This window comes from Methylopila musalis (genome assembly GCF_042679725.1).
Taxonomy (GTDB): domain Bacteria; phylum Pseudomonadota; class Alphaproteobacteria; order Rhizobiales; family Methylopilaceae; genus Methylopila; species Methylopila musalis.
In genome coordinates this window covers 1-17414 of record NZ_JBHTMX010000053.1, presented here as the reverse complement: position 1 = coordinate 17414, position 17414 = coordinate 1, and the positions used below count along the sequence as shown (strand labels likewise).

At 68.0% G+C, this 17414-nt stretch carries 14 protein-coding genes, 1 tRNA gene and 2 pseudogenes; 11 read left to right on the top strand and 6 right to left on the bottom strand.

What is annotated here, in order from left to right:
- Nucleotides 1–131: 131 nt before the first annotated feature.
- The 3 genes and pseudogenes from ACFQ4O_RS08260 to ACFQ4O_RS08250 all read right to left on the bottom strand — a co-directional run.
- Nucleotides 132–512 (bottom strand): hypothetical protein, encoded by a 381-nt coding sequence (locus ACFQ4O_RS08260; protein WP_378775223.1) that lies wholly within the window; start codon nucleotides 510–512, stop codon nucleotides 132–134.
- A 313-nt stretch (nucleotides 513–825) separates the two neighbouring features.
- Complete coding sequence (locus ACFQ4O_RS08255) at nucleotides 826–981, bottom strand: hypothetical protein (RefSeq protein ID WP_378775222.1); 156 nt, start codon at nucleotides 979–981, stop codon at nucleotides 826–828.
- Nucleotides 982–1013: 32 nt separating this feature from the next.
- Nucleotides 1014–1348 (bottom strand): annotated as a pseudogene (locus ACFQ4O_RS08250) (transposase); the annotation flags it as partial.
- Nucleotides 1349–1607: 259 nt separating this feature from the next.
- Here ACFQ4O_RS08250 and ACFQ4O_RS08245 point away from each other — a divergent pair.
- The 11 genes from ACFQ4O_RS08245 to ACFQ4O_RS08195 all read left to right on the top strand — a co-directional run bounded on the left by ACFQ4O_RS08245 (nucleotide 1608) and on the right by ACFQ4O_RS08195 (nucleotide 16302).
- The gene (locus tag ACFQ4O_RS08245; protein ID WP_378775221.1) at nucleotides 1608–2126 is read left to right on the top strand and encodes an RNA polymerase sigma factor; all 519 of its coding nucleotides are present in this window, start codon (nucleotides 1608–1610) and stop codon (nucleotides 2124–2126) included.
- A 122-nt stretch (nucleotides 2127–2248) separates the two neighbouring features.
- Entirely contained in the window at nucleotides 2249–3244 is a 996-nt protein-coding gene (locus tag ACFQ4O_RS08240) for a FecR family protein (RefSeq protein ID WP_378775220.1), read from the top strand.
- A gap of 105 nt (nucleotides 3245–3349) precedes the next feature.
- Complete coding sequence (locus ACFQ4O_RS08235) at nucleotides 3350–5848, top strand: TonB-dependent siderophore receptor (protein WP_378775219.1); 2499 nt, start codon at nucleotides 3350–3352, stop codon at nucleotides 5846–5848.
- A gap of 28 nt (nucleotides 5849–5876) precedes the next feature.
- Nucleotides 5877–6824 (top strand): ABC transporter substrate-binding protein, encoded by a 948-nt coding sequence (locus ACFQ4O_RS08230; RefSeq protein ID WP_378775218.1) that lies wholly within the window; start codon nucleotides 5877–5879, stop codon nucleotides 6822–6824.
- The gene (gene fhuB, locus ACFQ4O_RS08225) at nucleotides 6802–8829 is read left to right on the top strand and encodes a Fe(3+)-hydroxamate ABC transporter permease FhuB (protein WP_378775217.1); all 2028 of its coding nucleotides are present in this window, start codon (nucleotides 6802–6804) and stop codon (nucleotides 8827–8829) included. Before ACFQ4O_RS08230 ends, fhuB begins: the two co-directional genes overlap by 23 nt.
- Before the next feature lie 264 nt (nucleotides 8830–9093).
- Nucleotides 9094–11493 (top strand): TonB-dependent receptor, encoded by a 2400-nt coding sequence (locus ACFQ4O_RS08220; protein ID WP_378775216.1) that lies wholly within the window; start codon nucleotides 9094–9096, stop codon nucleotides 11491–11493.
- Nucleotides 11493–12416 (top strand): iron-siderophore ABC transporter substrate-binding protein, encoded by a 924-nt coding sequence (locus tag ACFQ4O_RS08215; RefSeq protein WP_378775215.1) that lies wholly within the window; start codon nucleotides 11493–11495, stop codon nucleotides 12414–12416. The genes ACFQ4O_RS08220 and ACFQ4O_RS08215 overlap by 1 nt, the downstream gene beginning before the upstream one ends.
- A gap of 62 nt (nucleotides 12417–12478) precedes the next feature.
- Nucleotides 12479–13441: a FecCD family ABC transporter permease gene (locus ACFQ4O_RS08210; protein WP_378775214.1), complete on the top strand. Its 963-nt coding sequence runs from the start codon at nucleotides 12479–12481 to the stop codon at nucleotides 13439–13441.
- Nucleotides 13438–14424 (top strand): FecCD family ABC transporter permease, encoded by a 987-nt coding sequence (locus tag ACFQ4O_RS08205; RefSeq protein ID WP_378775213.1) that lies wholly within the window; start codon nucleotides 13438–13440, stop codon nucleotides 14422–14424. Before ACFQ4O_RS08210 ends, ACFQ4O_RS08205 begins: the two co-directional genes overlap by 4 nt.
- A 317-nt stretch (nucleotides 14425–14741) precedes the next feature.
- The gene (locus ACFQ4O_RS08200; RefSeq protein ID WP_378775212.1) at nucleotides 14742–15293 is read left to right on the top strand and encodes an RNA polymerase sigma factor; all 552 of its coding nucleotides are present in this window, start codon (nucleotides 14742–14744) and stop codon (nucleotides 15291–15293) included.
- Nucleotides 15232–16302, top strand: a complete 1071-nt coding sequence (locus ACFQ4O_RS08195; RefSeq protein WP_378775211.1) for a FecR family protein — start codon at nucleotides 15232–15234, stop codon at nucleotides 16300–16302. Before ACFQ4O_RS08200 ends, ACFQ4O_RS08195 begins: the two co-directional genes overlap by 62 nt.
- A 107-nt stretch (nucleotides 16303–16409) precedes the next feature.
- On the opposite strand, the pseudogene ACFQ4O_RS08190 reads toward ACFQ4O_RS08195, so the two are convergent.
- The 3 genes and pseudogenes from ACFQ4O_RS08190 to ACFQ4O_RS08180 form a co-directional block, all read right to left on the bottom strand.
- A pseudogene (locus ACFQ4O_RS08190) lies at nucleotides 16410–16684 on the bottom strand (IS3 family transposase); the annotation flags it as partial.
- A 126-nt stretch (nucleotides 16685–16810) separates the two neighbouring features.
- Nucleotides 16811–16906: transfer RNA gene (locus tag ACFQ4O_RS08185), tRNA-Sec, on the bottom strand.
- A 14-nt stretch (nucleotides 16907–16920) separates the two neighbouring features.
- Nucleotides 16921–17414, bottom strand: a 494-nt coding sequence (locus ACFQ4O_RS08180; RefSeq protein ID WP_378775210.1) for a SelB domain-containing protein, incomplete at its 5' end; no start/stop codon positions are given.

The window sequence follows — 17414 nt, the reverse complement described above, 5'->3', positions numbered from 1 at the left end:
GCCGCGCAGCGCCGCGAAGGGCGCCTCCTCCGCGCCGACCGGCTCGGGGACCAGCGCCGCCACCCGGGCGCGCGCGCCCTCGATGTCGATGAGCCCGGGATCGGCGCAGATGTCGGTGAGCGGCGCGGCCGTCACGCTCCGGCCTCATCGATGCGCATGCGCCGGCCGCGGCGGTCGAAGAAGGCGCCCTCGTTCAGCGCCAGACGGTCGTCGTCGATCATCGCCTCCACGCGCCGCAGCTCGATCCGCGCCAAAGGCTCCTCAAGCGGCCCGCCAGCGGAGGAGCGCCCGACGAAGAAGGCCGCGCCGTCCCACGCGCCGGGGGCGGTGGCGAACATGCGGCGCACCGCCTTCCACTCCACCTCGTCGCCGATGACATGGAAAAAGGTCGACGCCACCGGCGCCGCGTCGCGCTCGGAAATCTCCACCAGCACGGTCAGCGCCGTGAAGGCGCCCTCTTCGGCGAAGGCGGCCCTCACCCAGTCATCAAAATCAAGCGTCGCGTCGGCCATGGAGCCCGATTGGAAATGGCGGAAGAGAGTGGAAGGTGAAAAATCGCCTCCGAAACTCTTACATTCTCTTGGGGTTCCGAGGCCGTAGGACACCCGACATATACGTCACGGGTGTCCGAGCTGACAAGGCGTTCAGGCTTCGCGCGGTTCTTTGGCCGTGGGGGGGGCGGCAAAGGAAGTGACGTCACCCATTGCGAAGTCCCAATTCCGCCACGCTGATTGTTTCGACACGCGCGGGGAGCGCCACAATCTCGCGTTCACTTCGCGCGCTGAAGTAAGCGAGCGCCTCTGAATTCGACGTGACCTCCGTTTTTCATCCAGCGGAAGCGAGAGTCCTGTCGTGATTTGAGCCATTGTCGATGGCGGCCGGGATCTCGAGGATGGCGTTGTCGTAGGCCCAAGACGTCACCCAGCCGAGTTTCGAGTGCAGTCGTTCTTCGTTGCAGTCGCGCCGCCAGGCTTCGAGCACGGCGCGGGCGTGAGGCGGCGAGCGGAACGGCGCGCCCGCCGCTCGCTCATCTCGAAGGCCTCGGCGAGATAGGCCACGGCCTCCCGTCGCGCTGCGGGCGTGACCACTTTTTTCCCAGAAGGTCTTGCAGCGCGGCTTTGTCGAGCATGGCGTCCGCCAGCATCCGCTTCAGCCGGCCGTTCTCATCTTCGAGCCCCTTCAGCCGCCGCGCCTCCGAGACGTCGAAACCGCCGAACTTGGCCTTCCACTTTTAGAACGTCGCCGAGCTGACGCCGTGCTTCCGGCAGACCTCCGCAGTCGCGACGCCCGCCTCCTGCTCGCGCAGGATCGCGATGATCTGCCCTTCCGTGAACCGTGACTTCTTCATCCGTCCGTCCCTCGTGCTGGGGCGGACTCTAGCTGTCCGTGAAGGAGTTTCCGGGGGTCACGTCACGCGCCATCGAGCCTTGTCGCCCGCACCTTAGAATTCATGTAAATATATGACATTGCACGGAAATTACTCTTGCTATATGCGCGATCCATAATGAGGCTAGCTGGCGAAGGCAGAACGTAACGCGCGCCGTTACCGGCTTACCGCAGGGCCAAGTGTTGGTCGCCACATCCTGGCGCCTCTTAGGGAAGTCCTGATGCTCGGGGACGTGGTTCACGATCTGCAGCGCTCGGAGGAAGGTCGGCTTCGTCGGTTCTTTCTGCGCCGCCTCCGCAACGCCGCCGACGCCGCCGACGCGACACAGGAGACCTTTCTGCGCCTGCTCGCCTCTACGCCGAGCGGGACGATCGAAAATCCCGGCGCCTATCTTCGCCGCACCGCCGGCAACGTCGCATATGACCAGCAGCAGCTCCGACGCCGTCGCGCGCAGGTCGAATGCCCCATCACGGACGAGCAGGCGGTTCTCAACATCGCCTCCGACGCCCCGTCCCCCGAAACGCAGGTTATCGACCGCCATCGCGTGGCGGCCTTCGAAAAGGCGCTGCTCGACCTGCCGGAACGCGCCCGGACCGTGCTGCTGCTGAACAGGAACGAAGGCTGGACCTACCCGGCCATCGCGCAGCATCTCGGAGTTTCCGCCAACACCGTCTACAATGATGCGAAGCTGGCGATGGCGCATTGCGTCGCCGCGATGACGCGGTTCGAACGCGGCTGAGCGCCGGCCAGACGTCGATTTCCAGCGCTCCTGCGCCTCGCCACCTCCCGACGCCTGCGTTTTATGTGTGAGACCGGGACGTCGCTGGAGTCATAAGAGGCGAAACGCCAAAGGCGAGACGGGTGCAGAACAACAGAATTGGCGAGCCGGAGCAGGAGACCCTTGCGGCGGAGGATCTGCTCGACGGGGAGGCGCTCGACTGGTTTGTCCGGTTGCAGGCCGAAACGGGCGATCCGGCGACCGCTCGCGGATTTCGCGAATGGCTGGAGGGGCATCCGGGTCGGGAACGCGCTTTCGCGAAGATCGCGTCCGTCTGGGGGGCTCCCGAATTCCTGGTCGCCTCGCACAACATCGCCGACGCGGCCAGCCGCCGGGAAGGGGAGCGCAGACGGCGGCTGAAGTCGCGCGTTAAGCGGGGAGCCATCGTCGCATCCGTGATGTTGCTGGCGTTTGGAGTCACGCGCTTTTCCGAGTTTTCACTTTGGATGCGCGCCGACTACGTCACTGCGGTCGGCGAGCGCCGGGCGATCCCCCTGCCCGACGGCTCGACCATGACGCTCAACACCGGGTCCGCGGTGGAGCTGGACTTCGAGCACGGCGACCGGGGCGTGACCCTGCTGCAGGGCGAGGCCTTCTTCGACGTCGCACGGGATGAGGCGCGGCCGTTCAAGGTGTCCGGCCGCTTCGGCCGGGTGGTGGTCAAAGGAACGGCCTTCTCGGTGCGCTTCGACCCGCTGGCCGACACGATCGTGCTGAGCCGCGGCGCGGTGGACGTTTCGAGGCTGTCCCGGCCCGAGGATTCGACCCATCTGACATCCGGCGACGCCGTAAGCGTGACGGCGACGGCGGTCCTGCCCGTCAGGCGCGTCGATTTAGCCCGGTCGCTGGAGTGGATGGAGGGCCGGATCAGCTTCTTCGAGCGCCCGTTCGGCGAGGTTCTGGATGAGCTCGGGCGCTACTATTCCGGGCGCGTTTTCCTCGCGAATGGCAGGCTGGCGCGGATCGCGGTGAGCGGCAGCTATCGGCTCGACCAGCCCGATGTCGCGATCCGCTCGCTCGCCGAGGCCGCCGGCGCGGTCGCCACGGTTCTGCCGGGCGGCATTATCATTGTGCGCTGATCAAGTTTTTTTGTGAGATCAGGCGGCCCCGCCTGTCTTGAGAAGTGACGGCACGGAGATCGCGCGACGCGATGTCCGGCCCACTGGATGGACGGGGATTTGGGCATGACGATGGGGGTGGGGACCCGCGCTGGACACGGCGCTGCGACAGGGCGGTGGGATCGGAGGCTGGTCTGCCGGCTTTTGACGGGCACGATGATTGGCTGCGCCGGCCTCGGACTGCCGGCCGCAGCCTTGGCCCAGCAGGCGGGCCAATCAGCCAGCGCGCAGGGTCGCGTCGTCGATTTCGCGATTCCGGCCCAGCCGATCCCCGGCGCCATCGACGCCTTCATTCGCCAGAGCGGCTGGCAGATCGGCTATTCGTCGCGCATCGCCGACGGGCTGCGCTCGACGGCCGTGGCGGGCCGGCTCCCGCCCGCGCAGGCGCTGCGAACGATCCTCGCCGGGGCCGGCATCGACGTGCGCGTCACCGGAGCCAACACCGCGACGCTCGTCGCAAGCAGCATGACCACGGGGTCTTTGTCGGAGGACGCCATCGCGCTCGATCCGATCGACGTCCTCGGCGATTCTCAAAATCCATTCGGCCATGTCGACGGTTACGTGGCGACGCGCAGCTCCAGCGGCGCCAAGACGGACACCCCGCTGATCCGCACGCCTCAGACCGTCAACGTCGTCACCCGTGACCAGATCAAGGATCAGGGCGCGCAGACCCTCGGCGACGCCGTCCAGTACACCCCCGGCGTGATCGTGCAGGAGGGCTTCAACCGAACGGACGACCCCTTCATCCTGCGCGGCTTCGACGTGCGCACCAACCCCGGCGTGATGTACCGCGACGGCCTGAAAGTCCCGCTGCCGCATTACAGCGTCGCCGTCGAACCCTATGGCATCGAGCGGGTCGAGATCCTCAAGGGGCCAGCTTCCGTTCTGTTCGGCCAGGCCGCCCCCGGAGGCGTGGTCAACACCATCACCAAGCGCCCGACGGCCACGCCGTTCGGCGAGGTGAACGTCACCTACGGTTCTTACGCGCGCAAGCAGGCGAGCTTCGATGTCGGCGGCCCGCTGGATTCGGACGGCGCCTGGAAGTACCGGGTCACCGGACTCGGCCGCGACAGCGGCACGATGATCGATCACGTGCCGGACGACCGCTATTACGTGGCTCCCGCGCTGACATGGTCTCCCAACGCGGACACCGAGCTGACGCTGCTCGCCAGCCATATGGTCAACAAGACCGTCAACAACGCGGGATATCCCTTTTCAGGCACCGTGGCGTCAAACCCGAACGGCAAGATCGGGAGCGATGTGTTCACGGGCGAGCCGGGCTGGAGCAAATGGGACCAGAGCGTCTCGACGCTCGGCTATCAGCTCTCGCACCGCTTTAACGATGTCTTCCAGTTCCGGCAGAACGTGCTCGCCGGCACCTCGAAGACGAAGATCAACCATGCCTACACGTGGAGCTGGGTGACCGGCAGCAACCAGTCGCTGCTCGAGCGCGGCGCCTACAGCCGCACCGACGACGCCTGGGGCGTCAGCGTCGACAACCAGCTTCAGGCGACATTCGACACCGGCCCGGTCGCTCACAGCGTCCTGATCGGGCTCGACTACACGAGGGCGTCCCTGGAGCGGCTGCAGTTCGCGGGCTACAACAACCTCAGTCCGCTCAATCCCTTTGCGCCGGTCTACGGCTCATCCGTCGTCCTTCCGAGCCAGCCCAACACGCACACGCTGGAGCGGCGCAACCAGCTCGGCTTGTACGCGCAGGATCAGATCACCATCGACGACAGGTTGATCCTTCTGCTCGGAGGCCGGTACGACTTGGCCAGGGCGGAGACCACGAACCGGCTGACGGACGTGGTGACGAAGACCGACGACAACGCCTTCACCGGGCGCGCCGGCCTCGTTTACCTCTTCGACAACGGTCTTGCGCCCTACGTCAGCTATTCGACATCGTTCCAGCCGCAATCGGGGACGACCTCAGCGGCGCGTGGCTCCCGCCCCTTCGATCCGACCACTGGCCAGCAGTGGGAAGCCGGCATCAAGTACCAGCCCCTCGGCTGGAACGGCATGCTGACCGCCTCTGTCTTCGAGATCACACGTCAGAACGTCCCGACCGTCGATCCGAACGATCCTTCCTTCAACATTCAGGAGGGCGAGGTCCGGGCTCGTGGCGTCGAGCTTTCGGCCGTCGCCAACGTGACCGAAAGCCTGAAGATCGTCGCCGCCTACACCTACACCGACGCCGAAGTGACCAAGAGCAACGGAGCCGACCGCGGCAGGACCCCGGCCGCCGTGCCGCGCAACGCCGCCGCGCTCTGGCTGGATTACGCCTTCGGCACCGGCCCGCTGCGCGGGCTGAAGATCGGTGGCGGGGTGCGCTACATCGGTGAGACGCTCGATACGACAAACGCCTACAAAGTGTCGGCCTATACGCTCGCCGATGCGACGATCGAGTATGATTTCGGGGCGCGCAATCCCGCGCTTCATGGCGTCTCGGTCGCGGTCAGCGCCAAGAACCTCTTCGACAAGGAGTTCGTCTCCTCCTGCACCTACGCCTGCTTCTATGGCGAGCGGCGCTCGGTCTACGGGACGCTGAGCTACAAATGGTGAGGCTCGGCCCGCCCGCGCCGGAGCCGCAGTGATCGATGGCCCTCGCCGCCGAGCAGGCGCTGTCGGCGAAAGCCCGACGCTGACGCGTCGGGCTTTCGCCGCGTTGACCCTGGCCGGCGCCGCGTTTCCCTTGAACGCGTCGTGGGCGGATGAACCGCGCCGCTTGCGCATCGCCGCCCTCGACTGGGCTGGCGCGGAAGCGCTTCTGGCTTTGGGCGTGATCCCGATCGCGATCGCCGACAGCGCCGGGTATCGCAGGCAATTCGCACATGCGGCCCTGCCGGACTCGGTTCTCGATCTCGGCGGGCGCTGGCAGCCGAACTTCGAGCTGCTGGCGAGCCTCAAGCCGGACCTGCTGATCGTCTCTACTGAGAAAAGCCCGGACGAGGAGGTGCAGCGCCGGATCGCTCCTCGTCTGGCGATGTCGCTGCATGGCGCGGGCCTGTCACCGCTCGCGGCCGCCGCGGCTGCGCTGCGCCGTGTCGCCTCGGTCGTCGGGCGGGCCGCCGCCGCCGAGGCCGTCGTCGCGGCCGGAGACGCCGTCTTCGACCGAGCGGCGCAGAGCCACGCCGTCGCGACCGGTCCCGGGCTGATCGTGGCCGTGCTGGAGCCGGATGGCCTTCATATCACCGTGCACGCGAAAGGCGGCCTGATCGGCGAGACCATGGAGCGCTGCGGCGTTCGCGATGGGTGGACCCGGCCGACGGCTTCGATCTGGGGGTTTTCGAGGATCGGCATCGAACGATTGGCGGACGCGCCCGAGGCGAGGATCGTCGTCATCGATCAGGGTCAGCGGACCGCACGCGCTCTGCGATCGCTCGCGGGGAGCACGCTTTGGCGAAGCCTGCCTCAGGTCAAGGCTGGCCGCGTGACGCGCATGCCGGATCTGTTTCCCTTCGGCGGCTTCCCGACCGCCGTGCGTCTGGCGCGCGAGCTCCACGACATCGTCGCGCATGGGGCTGCCCGTGCGGGCTGAGACGGACAGCGGCTCATGGCCGGCCCGCCCCTCCTCCGGCGGCCTGCTGCCCGTGATGGGGCTCGCGGCTTTAGGACTGGCCCTGCTCGGCCTTTGGGGCGAAACGCCGCCATCGCAATGGATCATGGCGTTGTTTGCGCCGGACGCGACCGATCCACGTCAGATGGCGTTTCACCACGCGCTGCTGCCGCGGATCGTCATAGCGCCGATCGCCGGGGCGATCCTGGGCCTTGCGGGCGTCATCCTGCAGCAGGTCCTGCGCAATCCCCTCGCCGACCCGACCACGCTTGGCGTTTCCGCCGGCGCGCATTCGGCTCTCGTCGCGGCGACGCTGTTTGCGCCCGCGCTGCTCGATTTCGGCCGCGACGCCGTCGCCCTGTGCGGCGGCGCCGTGGCGTTGGCCTGTGTCTTCGCAGCGGCCGGCGGTCGCCGCTTCTCGCCGCTCGCCGTGATCCTGGCGGGCCTGCTCGTCTCGTTGTTCCTAGGCGCCGGAGCCTCGGCGCTGGTGGTGCTCAACCACGATTATCTGACGGAGCTGTTCATCTGGCAGAGCGGGTCGCTGCTCCAAAGCGGCTGGGCCAATTCGGCGAAACTGGCCATCGTCCTGATGGCGGGCGGCGCGGCGGCGGCCCTGATGGCGAGGGTCTTGTCGGTTCTCGACATCCAGGACGGCGGCGCGAAGAGCCTCGGCGTGCCGCTTGCGGCGGTCCAGAGCGGCGCATTGTTCGTCGCCCTGCTGCTTTCGACCACGGTCGTCGCGAGCCTGGGCGTGCTGGGTTTCATCGGATTGGCTGCTCCGGCGCTCGCCCGGCGAGCCGGCGCACGGACGTTTGGGGAGCGATTGACCTACGCGTCGCTCTTCGGGGCCGCGACCTTGTCGCTGACCGATCAGATCGTGCAGATCCTGCCTCTGGCGCAAGAAATCCCCACCGGTGTCGCGACGGCGGTGATCGGCGCGGCGCTGCTTCTCGGAATGTCGGGGAGGACCTCCGCGGCAGCGGTCGAGCAGCAGCCGTCCCATCGGTCGAACGGCCATGGCGGGCGGCGACGACCCGTCGTTCTGGTTTGCGTTCTCGGCGTCGCTCTCGCCGTCGTCCTGGGCGCCATTTTCATAGGCCGTGACCAGAGCGGCTGGCGTTGGAGCTCGCTCCAGGAACTCTCCGAATTGTGGCTATGGCGGGCGCCAAGGGCCGCCGCGTCTTTCGCCGCCGGCAGCATGCTCGGAATGGCTGGCGTGCTCATGCAGCGACTGACCGGAAATCCGATGGCCGCCCCGGAGATCCTCGGCATCTCGGCCGGCGCGTCCATCGGATTGATCGTCCTCCTGCTCGTGGCCCCCACCGTCGATGCCGGATCGACCGTCTTTGCGGCGAGCCTCGGCGCCGCGCTGGCGCTGGCCGGGGTCCTTCTCTCGGGCATGCGTTCGTCCTTCGCGTCCCAGCGCCTCGTCCTGACCGGCGTCTCCGTCGCGACCCTGTGCTCGGGGCTGACGGCGCTCGCGATGGCCAGCGGCGATCCCCGGCTCGGCGACATGGTGTCGTGGATGGCCGGCTCGACGCACCGGGTGACGCCGTCGGGAGCGGCGCTGGCGCTGACGCTGGCCGCGCTCCTCCTGCCGGTGGCGGCGTTGACGGCCCGCTGGCTCGACATTCTGCCGTTGGGAACCGTTGTCGCGACGACGCTCGGCCTCAGCCTCGGCAGAAGTCGCTTGTCGATCCTGCTTGTCGCCGCCACCGCGACGGCGAGCGCGACGCTCATCGCAGGTCCGCTCACCTTCATCGGCCTGATGGCCCCTCATCTCGGCCGGTTGCTCGGCTTTCGCCGTGTCGTGCCGCAACTGGTCGCAACCGCCCTGATCGGCGGCGGCCTGATGCTGCTGGCCGACTGGATCGCCCGTGTCCTGATCTTTCCCTGGCAGCTTCCGACCGGGATCGTGGCGACGCTTCTCGCCGGTCCCTTCGCGCTGGGCCTGCTGCGGCGAGCCTACCGATGGTCCGCCCCCTGAGACGTGGTCTTTCCTGATGTCCGGCGTCTAACCATGCGGAGGACGGCCTGACGCCGAGGACGAGGCAGTCACGCCCCGCGAGAGCGCGATAAAAAAGTTTCCTCTCGGGAGTCCCAAGCGCTCGCCCTCATTCGTCAGTCCCACAAGCCCGAAGGCCGTCGCGATCCGGGGAGCGGCGGCTGCGGGCGTCAGGGGTTATTGGGGGCTGTGGCGATGTCGCGTACGAGGCATAGAGTTTCACGCAGGATCGGCGGTCGCGTCGTCGTGCTCGCCGGGGCGTTGATCGCGATCCAGGGCGCGCCGGACGCCGCCGCCCAGACCGCGACGGAGTTCGGCGGAGCGAACGCGGCCGCCATTCCTCCCGGACCGCTGTCGGGCGCGCTGAACGCCTTCGCGGCGCAGACCGGCTTGCAGGTCCTCGCCGGCGCGGACGTCACGGCGGGCCGGCGTTCGGGGGGCGCACGAGCCGGGCTCGCGCCCGCCCGGGCTCTGGCGTCGTTGCTCGAGGGGACGGGCGTCAACGGCCGGATCGTCGACGGATCGCGGGTCGAGATCGACGCAGAGCCGCCGGCGCCCGTCCAACTCGTGACGGGGCAGGCCGAGGACGAAGCGACGACGCTTGAGCCGATCACGGTCTACGGCGAAAAGGCCGCCAGGGACTCCTCACGCACGTACACGAGCGTCGGCGTCGTCACCGACGAAGAGCTTCAGCAGTCAAGCGCCCGAGATGCGGCCCAGGCTTACAACCGGCTTGCCAACGTGCGTTCGTTCCCGAGCTCCTCGGGCGATTCCAGCATCGTGATCCGCGGTCTGAACGCGGAAGGCGTCACCGGGCCGAGCCGGGCGGCTCCGGTGATTTCGGTTCTGGTGGACGGCGCGCCGCAGAACATCGAGGCCATCCGTCGCGGCAGCCGCGGCGTCTGGGACGTCGAGCAGATCGAGGTGCTTCGCGGCCCCCAGTCGACGCTGCAGGGCCGCAATTCGCTTGGCGGCAGCGTGCTGATCAAGACCAAGGATCCGACCTTCGAGCCGGAGGTGATCGTCGACGGCTCGCTCGGAACCGAATCCTCGAGGTCGGGCGCTTTCGTCCTGTCCGGTCCGCTGGTCAAGGATCAGGTGGCGGTGCGCATCGCGGGTCAGATCTCGCGAGAAACCAAGGATATCAAATACGTCGCTCCCGGCTTCGACGACCAGCTCAGGGACGACTTCGAACAGATCCGCGCCAAGCTGCTGATCACTCCGGACGCCATTCCGGGCTTCTCGGCTTTGCTCAGCGTCAGCCGCACGCATGACAAGCCTGGCTGGACCTTCGTCTCCGGACCGGACTTCTTCGACCGGCGCTTCGATCCCACAGTGGGTTACGCCGCGGAGTTCCGCGACACCAAGGTCAACCGCTACGGTGCCGAGCTGTCCTACGAGTTCGCGCCGGGCTGGAAGTTGACGTCGCTTACGACGCTGTCGGAATCCGATCTCAAGATCCACACGCCGGCCGGAGCGCAGTTCAATCGCAACGACACGCGCGACGGCAAGGACCTGTCGCAGGACGTCCGCCTGAACTTCGACCCGGAAGGATCGAACCTTTCGGGCGTCCTGGGCGTCTTTGCGGGGCGCTACACCAACGACGTCGCGTCCGACATCGGCACCACCCAACTGGCGCCCTTCGGCGTTCCGAACGCGATCGTGCAGGAACTCAAGGCCGACACCAGGACGACGTCGATCGCCGCCTATGCAGACATACGGTACAAGCTGCTGGACCGCTGGACGCTGATCGGCGGCGGCCGTCTGCTTCGCGAAAAGGTCGGCGGGCGCTACGACGGACAGGCCCTCGACATCGACGCCACGCTTCAGTGCCTCGCCATCGGATGTCCGTTCCCGGTCTACGGCTCGCTCGACGAGCGGAGCTCGGTCAGCAAGACCGTGTTCCTTCCCAAGTTCGGTTTGGCCTATGATCTCGCCGACAACCAGACCGTCGCGGCGACCGCCGCCAAGGGCTATCGCTCGGGCTTCGCCGAGGTCGTCGCCGGCACGACGACCCTGCGAAAGATCTCCCCGGAATATCTTTGGTCATACGAAGTGGCCTATCGATCCAAGTGGTTCGACGACCGGCTCCAGATCGACGCAAACGTCTTCTACTACGACTACAAAGACCAGCAGCTTCTCTCGTTCAACCCGGCGTTCCCGGGCCAGACGATCACGGAAAACAGTGGCCGGTCGCACGCCTACGGCGCCGAACTCGAAACCCGCTGGCGTCCCATCGACGAACTGACGCTGTTCGCCAATCTCGGCCTGATGAAGACGCGGTTCGAAAAGGCCGTCACCACCGTCGGCGACCTGAAAGGCCACGAGTTCCCGGAGTCGCCCGCCGTGACCTTGGCGCTCGGCGCGCATTGGAAGCACCATTCCGGCGTCTTCGTCGGCGGCGACGTGTCGTACACCGATGGCTTCTTCAGCGCGGGCGACCTCGCCAACACGCGCAGCCGCTACGTGCAGTCCTTCACGCTGGTCAACGCCACGCTCGGCTACGAGATGAAGCACGGGACCGTGGCGCTGTTCGCGCGCAATCTGTTCGACAAGCAGTATCTGACCGGCGTCGACGCGAGCGGGCTTTCGGCGGCGATCGGCGACGGCCGCGTGGTGGGGGTGCGGGGCACGGCGAGGTTCTGATGGCCGCCATGCGCAGCATTCTGGCCGCCGGGCTGGCGCTGGTCTTGTCCTCGCAGGCGTTGGCCTGCGAGGGGCGGCTGTTCGACGGCCCGGACGTCATGGGCGCGCCGCTTTGCCTTCCGGCGTCCCCGACGCGCATCGTCGCGCTCGAACCCACCTTCAGCCTCGGCATGGCGCTCGACCTCGGCGCGCCAGTTGTGGCCGCGCCGATGTCAGGCATGAGCGACAAAGCGTTGAAGGCGCGCGCCGAACAGGCCGGCGTCGTCGACGTCGGAACCTTCGAGCAGCCGAGCCTCGAGCGCGTGATCGCGCTGAAGCCCGACCTCATCATCGGCAGCGGTTTTCTGGGCGCCAAAGCGCGCGACATGACGGCCCGGATCGCCCCGACCGCGCTGATCACCGCGGAGGACTGGAAGGCGTTCTATCTCACTGTCGCAAGGGTCACCGGGCGCGATCAGGCCGCCAAGGGCGCGTTCGACGACTACCAGCGTCGCGTCGCCGACATCCGCGCCAAGATGCCGAACGTGACAGTCTCGGTGCTGCGCATCACCCCTTGGGACTTCCAGGTCAATCTCGACAGGCTAGGTGCCTATGGCCCGTTCGCGGTGATGCGCGAGGCGGGCGTGAAGCGCACCGCCTACGAGACGTCCGACAGCGGTCCCGACCCGAAGCGTCCGGACTGGGAGGAGCTGGCGGCGCTCGACGGCGACGTGCTGCTCTACATCGTGGGCGGCGCGAACGACTCCGACCGCAGCGGTCGGCACGAGGAGGTTCTCGCCAATCCGCTGTGGAACATGATTCCGGCCGTGAAGGCGGGCCGGGTCCATCGCGTCGACGCCGCGACCTGGATGGAGTTCAGCGGCCTGGCCTCTGCGAACCGCGTCCTTGACGACATCGAGCGTTACGTCCTGAAGGCGCCGTGAGCGGAAGGGCGGCGCCACACCCCCCGAAGCCCAGGGGACGTCGGCGTCCGGCCGCGCTCGTCGTGCTCGGCGGTCTTCTCGGCGCCGTCGCGCTCTGGTCGCTTTCAGCGGGAACCACGCTCTATCCGATCGGAACGGTGCTGGACGCGCTGTTCGCCGGCGACGCCTCGCGCGATCACCTCGTCATCGGGACGATCCGTGCGCCCCGGCTTCTCGCCGGCATGCTCGCGGGCTCCGCTCTGGCGGTTGCGGGCGCGATCATGCAGGCGGTTACGGGCAATCCGCTCGCCTCGCCCGGGCTGCTCGGTCTCAATGCGGGCGCGGCCTTCGCGGTGGTGCTCGCGACCGCGATCGCCGGCGCCTCGACGGGCGGGGCCTTCGTCTGGCCGGCGTTCATGGGCGCGGCCGCCGCATCCGCGGTCGCCTACGGGCTGGGATCGGCCGGCCGCACGGGCGCGACCCCGCTGAAGATCGTGCTCGCAGGCGCGGTGCTGTCCGGTTTCCTCGGCTCGCTCACCGCAGCCGTGCTGGTGCTCGACAAGGGCGCGATGGACACGGTGCGACTGTGGACCGCCGGCTCGCTCGCCGGCCGGACCATGGCGCAGATCTGGATCGTCGGCCCTTACATCCTCTTAGGCCTCGCCACGTCGCTCTTCCTCGGGCGCTCCCTCACCTCGCTCAGCCTCGGAGCGGACGCGGCGCGCGCGCTTGGCCAGAACGTGCGGCTGTGGCGGGGCGTCTCGGTCGTCACCGTCGTGCTGCTCGCAGGCGGCGCCGTCGCGCTGGTCGGGCCAATCGGCTTCATCGGCCTCGTGGTCCCGCACATCGTCCGCATGACGGTCGGATCGGATCAGCGCTGGGTCATCCCGTTCTGCGCGCTGGGCGGCGCGCTGTTGCTCACCGCCGCCGACGTCGCGAGCCGCACGCTGCTCGGCCAAAACTTTCCGGCAGGCGTCGCCATGGCGCTGATCGGCGCGCCGTTCTTCATCCAGCTCGCGCGCCGCCGGGTCGGGCCGACGCCGTGAAGCGAACCGCGCTGGGCGCTGGATCGCTGATCGTCCTTATGTCGCTGGCCGGTCTGAAGCTGGGCGACGTCCCGATCTCGTGGACCACCATCTTCGCCATCCTGGCGGACCCTGCCGCCGCGCAGCCCGATACGGCGATGATCGTGCTCGACCTTCGCCTGCCGCGCATTGCGCTCGCGGCGCTGGTCGGCATGGCGCTCGGGGTCGCAGGCGCGATCACGCAGGCGATCCTGCGCAATCCGCTCGCCGAGCCCGGCACGCTTGGCGTCAACGCCGGCGCCGCGCTCGCGGTCACGGTGCTGATCGTCGCCTATCCGGGGTCCTCGCCCTTCCTCACGCCATGGGCGGGATTCGTCGGCGCAAGCGCGATGGCGGCCGCGATCTACGCCCTGTCGTGGCGCGCGGGCGCGACGTCGCTGCGCATCATTCTGGTCGGCGTCGGCCTGAGTTCGCTTGCAGGCGCCGCCGTCACGCTTCTCACCGCGCTCGGCGACGCCCGCGACGTCCATCGCGCCTTCATCTGGCTGTCGGGCAGCGTCTATGACGCGAGCTGGACGCAAGTCTCCGCGCTAAGCCTCTCGCTTTTTCCCTCGCTCGCGCTGTGCTGGCTCGCCGCGCGCGCGCTCGACGTAGCGTCGCTTGGGGCGACGGCCGCGCGAGCCGTCGGGCAGGACGTCCATCGCTTCCAGGGCTTCGTCATCCTGCTCTGCACGCTGATTTCGGGCGCCGCGGTCGCCGTTTCCGGCTTGATCGCCTTCGTCGGCCTGATCGCGCCGCACGCGGCGCGTCGCCTTGTCGGCCCGAGCCATGGGCAGATCATCCCAGCCTCGGCCCTGATCGGCGCCGTTATCGTCATGGCCGCGGACCTGATCGGACGCGTGGCTTTCGCACCGTTCCAGCTTCCTGCCGGGGTTCTGACAGCGATGATCGGAGCTCCGGCGTTTGCGTTTCTCCTGTGGCGGCGCCGGACGTCGATCGGATGAGGACGGCTGGCGACGCCGCTCGATAAAATGTTGTGGCGACGCAACAAGCGCGCGGAAATCGCGCGGCCGGCCGGCACCCTCCAGCGCATCGGTCGCCCATCCGATCCTGAACGAAATCAGCCGCTTCGACGGAACGCCGGCGATCCGCCCAGCAACAGACTGGAGACATTCTAAAACATTGATATTGCGTCACTTTTCTGGCGCTTCAAAGTTGCGGAAGGACCATGCGCGAGCGCGGTTGTCGGCCGCGCCTATGGTCTACCGGGCGGCATCTGACGCCGCGCGGCGAGTGACGAATTGCGGGACGACGCGCGACGATGACGACCGTGACTGGCGCACTGACGGGGCGTGGAGCCGGCGATGGCCACGATCTGCTGAACCGCGCCATCGAGGCGCATTACGAGGAGATGATCGCGGCCGCGAGCCGGGGCGGCAGAACGCGCGCGGCAGCGCTCGACATCGTCCATGATCTTTATGTGAAGCTCGCGATGCGGCCGGAGATTCTGGCCGACAAGCGCTCGCTCGGCGCCTTTCTGCGCCGCGCCGCCGCCAATCTCGGGGTCGACCGCCTGCGCCGCGAAGGCTTCGAACGCCGTCTTTTCTCGGGCGCCGAGGAGGAGGCGGCGGCTGTGGCCGCCCAATGTCCGGCGCCGGACCATGCGCTCGACGTCGAGCGTCGGATCGCGGTGCTGCGCCGCGCGATCGCTGAGCTGCCGCCGCGCCGCCGCGCGGTGTTCGTGCTGCATCGGATGCACGGGACATCGCCCGCCGAGATCGCGGACCGGCTGAAGCTCACCCGCAACATGGTTGATCGCCACCTCCGGCGCGCCTTCGCACATTGCCTCGATAGGCTCGCGGAGTTCGACTAAGAGTCCGGAACACGCCTCCTCATTCGTCAGGAATGGGAGACTCGAGGGCCGGGAGCTTTTTTTGACCGACAGGCGGACGGCCGACGTACGGCGAAAGCGCCATGAGCAGGCCGTGGATTGGCTTTTGCGCGCCCAGGACGGAACGTTGACGGAAGAGGACCGTGCGCGGTTCGAGCTGTGGCGTGCGGCCTCCCCGGAGAACCACAAGGCCTATGCGGCGGCCGAGCGCCTCATGGGCGACGCCCGAACGGCGATCGCGGGCGACCCCACGCTTCGCAACACGCCGACGACGGCAGGCGGCGCGGGAAAACCGATCGTCGCAGGCCTCCTCGTCGCGATCACGGCCGGCGCGCTGTTCTTCGCTTTCGATGGACCGATCCGGCTCAAGGCCGACATGATCTCGGGCAAGGGGGAAACGCCGATCTTCACGCTGGCGGACGGCTCCACGATCCAGCTCAACGCGTCGTCGGCCGTCGCCGAGGATTTTTCGCCGGCTCGCCGGACGATCCGCCTGCTCAAGGGTCAGGCCTATTTCGAGGTGAAGGCCGATCCCGAGAGGCCGTTCACCGTCGAGGCCGGCGACGCGCGGGTGACGGCTCTCGGCACGGCCTTCGACGTGCGTCTCGGATCGGGCGAGACCGACGTCGCCGTCGCGCAGCATTCGGTGCTGGTCGAATTCGACACGCCCCGCCCGGCCATCCGTCTTTCCGAAGGCGAACAGATAGCTTACGCGCCCTCGTCCGGCGAACTTACGAAGAGCCCTGGGGCCAAGCTCGCCACCTCGTGGCGGAACGGCCGGCTCGTGGTCGAGAACCGGCCGCTCAGCTTCGTGATCGAAGAACTGAACCGCAAATTTCCCGGCCATGTCGTGATCGGGCGGCCCTCGCTGGAAGAGCGAAGGGTGACCGGCGTTATCGGCATGTCGGACAAGAACGCCGCGCTGTCGTTTGTCGCGAAAGCGCTTGGCGTGAGGGTGATGAGGTTCGGCCCGATCAGCGTCCTGATGTGACGTCGATGATGACGTTCATCCCGCAGACGGGCATCGAAGCTCTCGCAATAGCCGTTCTACCAAGGGCTGCCGGGCTCGGTGAATGGGTCCTCGAGCCGACGGCGACAATCGTTGAGCCACAGCCGCCCGCGTTTGGGCTGTTTCTGCGGGACCTTCAGCCCCTCCCTCGCCAGATCTGTTCGACGCGCTTCAGGTTCACGCTCCAGCCGGCGAAGCGCAGCAGAGCCGCGATCCGCCGATAGCCGTAGGGGCCATACTGGACGGCGAGCGCGACGATATCGGCGGTCAGCGCCGCCTCGTCGTCGAGCCGCGTCAGGACGCTGCGCTGAGTCGACCGACGCTGCCCGAGAACCAGGCAGGCCCGGCGTTCGGTTACGCCGAGCGTCAGAAGGTGGATCGCACCAGACGCGTCGGTCATCTCCGTGTGCGCCACGTTTGAGACCAACGGCGCTACGGAACCGCCTGAGAATTGAACGATGCCTAGAGGATCATGGCCCTAAGGGGGGCCTGGTGGAAGAGAGTGGGAGTCGAACCCACCGGAGACCGTCTGACGGCCCCCTCCGGCTTTGAAGGCCGGCCGCCCCACCGGGGACGCTTCTCCTCCGAACAACACGCGGTTCACGCGTCCGGCTCCGTCACGGGCGCGCGGCGGAACAGGTCGCGGCGGCGGCTGTTGATCCGCCGTTCGTCGCCCCGGCGGATGGTGACGCCGTGACGGTCGAAGAACTCCAGGATCTGTATGGCGACCTTGCGGCCGTTGTCGAGCCTGTCGCGGAACGCCGCGGCGGTGACGACGCCGCGCGGGTCGGCCGCAGCCGCGGCGCAGGCGATCTCCGCCAGCTCCGCGGTGACCTCGCGGGGGAAAAAATGATCGTGGGCGATCTCGTCCGCCTGGCCGAGCCGGCTCACCAGCTTCAGCGCGCGGCGGATGTCGGCCTCGTCCTCGCCGAGTTCGGTCGCGAGGTCGCGCACCCGGGGCGGGCGGAAGCGCGCCGCGCCGCCGAGTTTCGGGGCGATGTCCGCCCAGAGCGCCTCGTCGGCGGGCGCGAGCCGCGCGGTGTGGCCCGGGAGCCGGACCCAGGCGCCGTCCACCGCGATCCGGCCCTCGCGCT

Bases quoted from the DNA above. Each gene is read 5' to 3' on its own strand.
- ACFQ4O_RS08245 (WP_378775221.1), top strand. From the start codon at position 1,608: ATGCTCGGGGACGTGGTTCACGATCTGCAGCGCTCGGAGGAAGGTCGG.
- fhuB (WP_378775217.1), top strand. From the start codon at position 6,802: ATGGGGCTGCCCGTGCGGGCTGAGACGGACAGCGGCTCATGGCCGGCC.
- ACFQ4O_RS08235 (WP_378775219.1), top strand. From the start codon at position 3,350: ATGACGATGGGGGTGGGGACCCGCGCTGGACACGGCGCTGCGACAGGG.
- ACFQ4O_RS08200 (WP_378775212.1), top strand. From the start codon at position 14,742: ATGACGACCGTGACTGGCGCACTGACGGGGCGTGGAGCCGGCGATGGC.
- ACFQ4O_RS08260 (WP_378775223.1), bottom strand. From the start codon at position 512: ATGGCCGACGCGACGCTTGATTTTGATGACTGGGTGAGGGCCGCCTTC.
- ACFQ4O_RS08215 (WP_378775215.1), top strand. From the start codon at position 11,493: ATGGCCGCCATGCGCAGCATTCTGGCCGCCGGGCTGGCGCTGGTCTTG.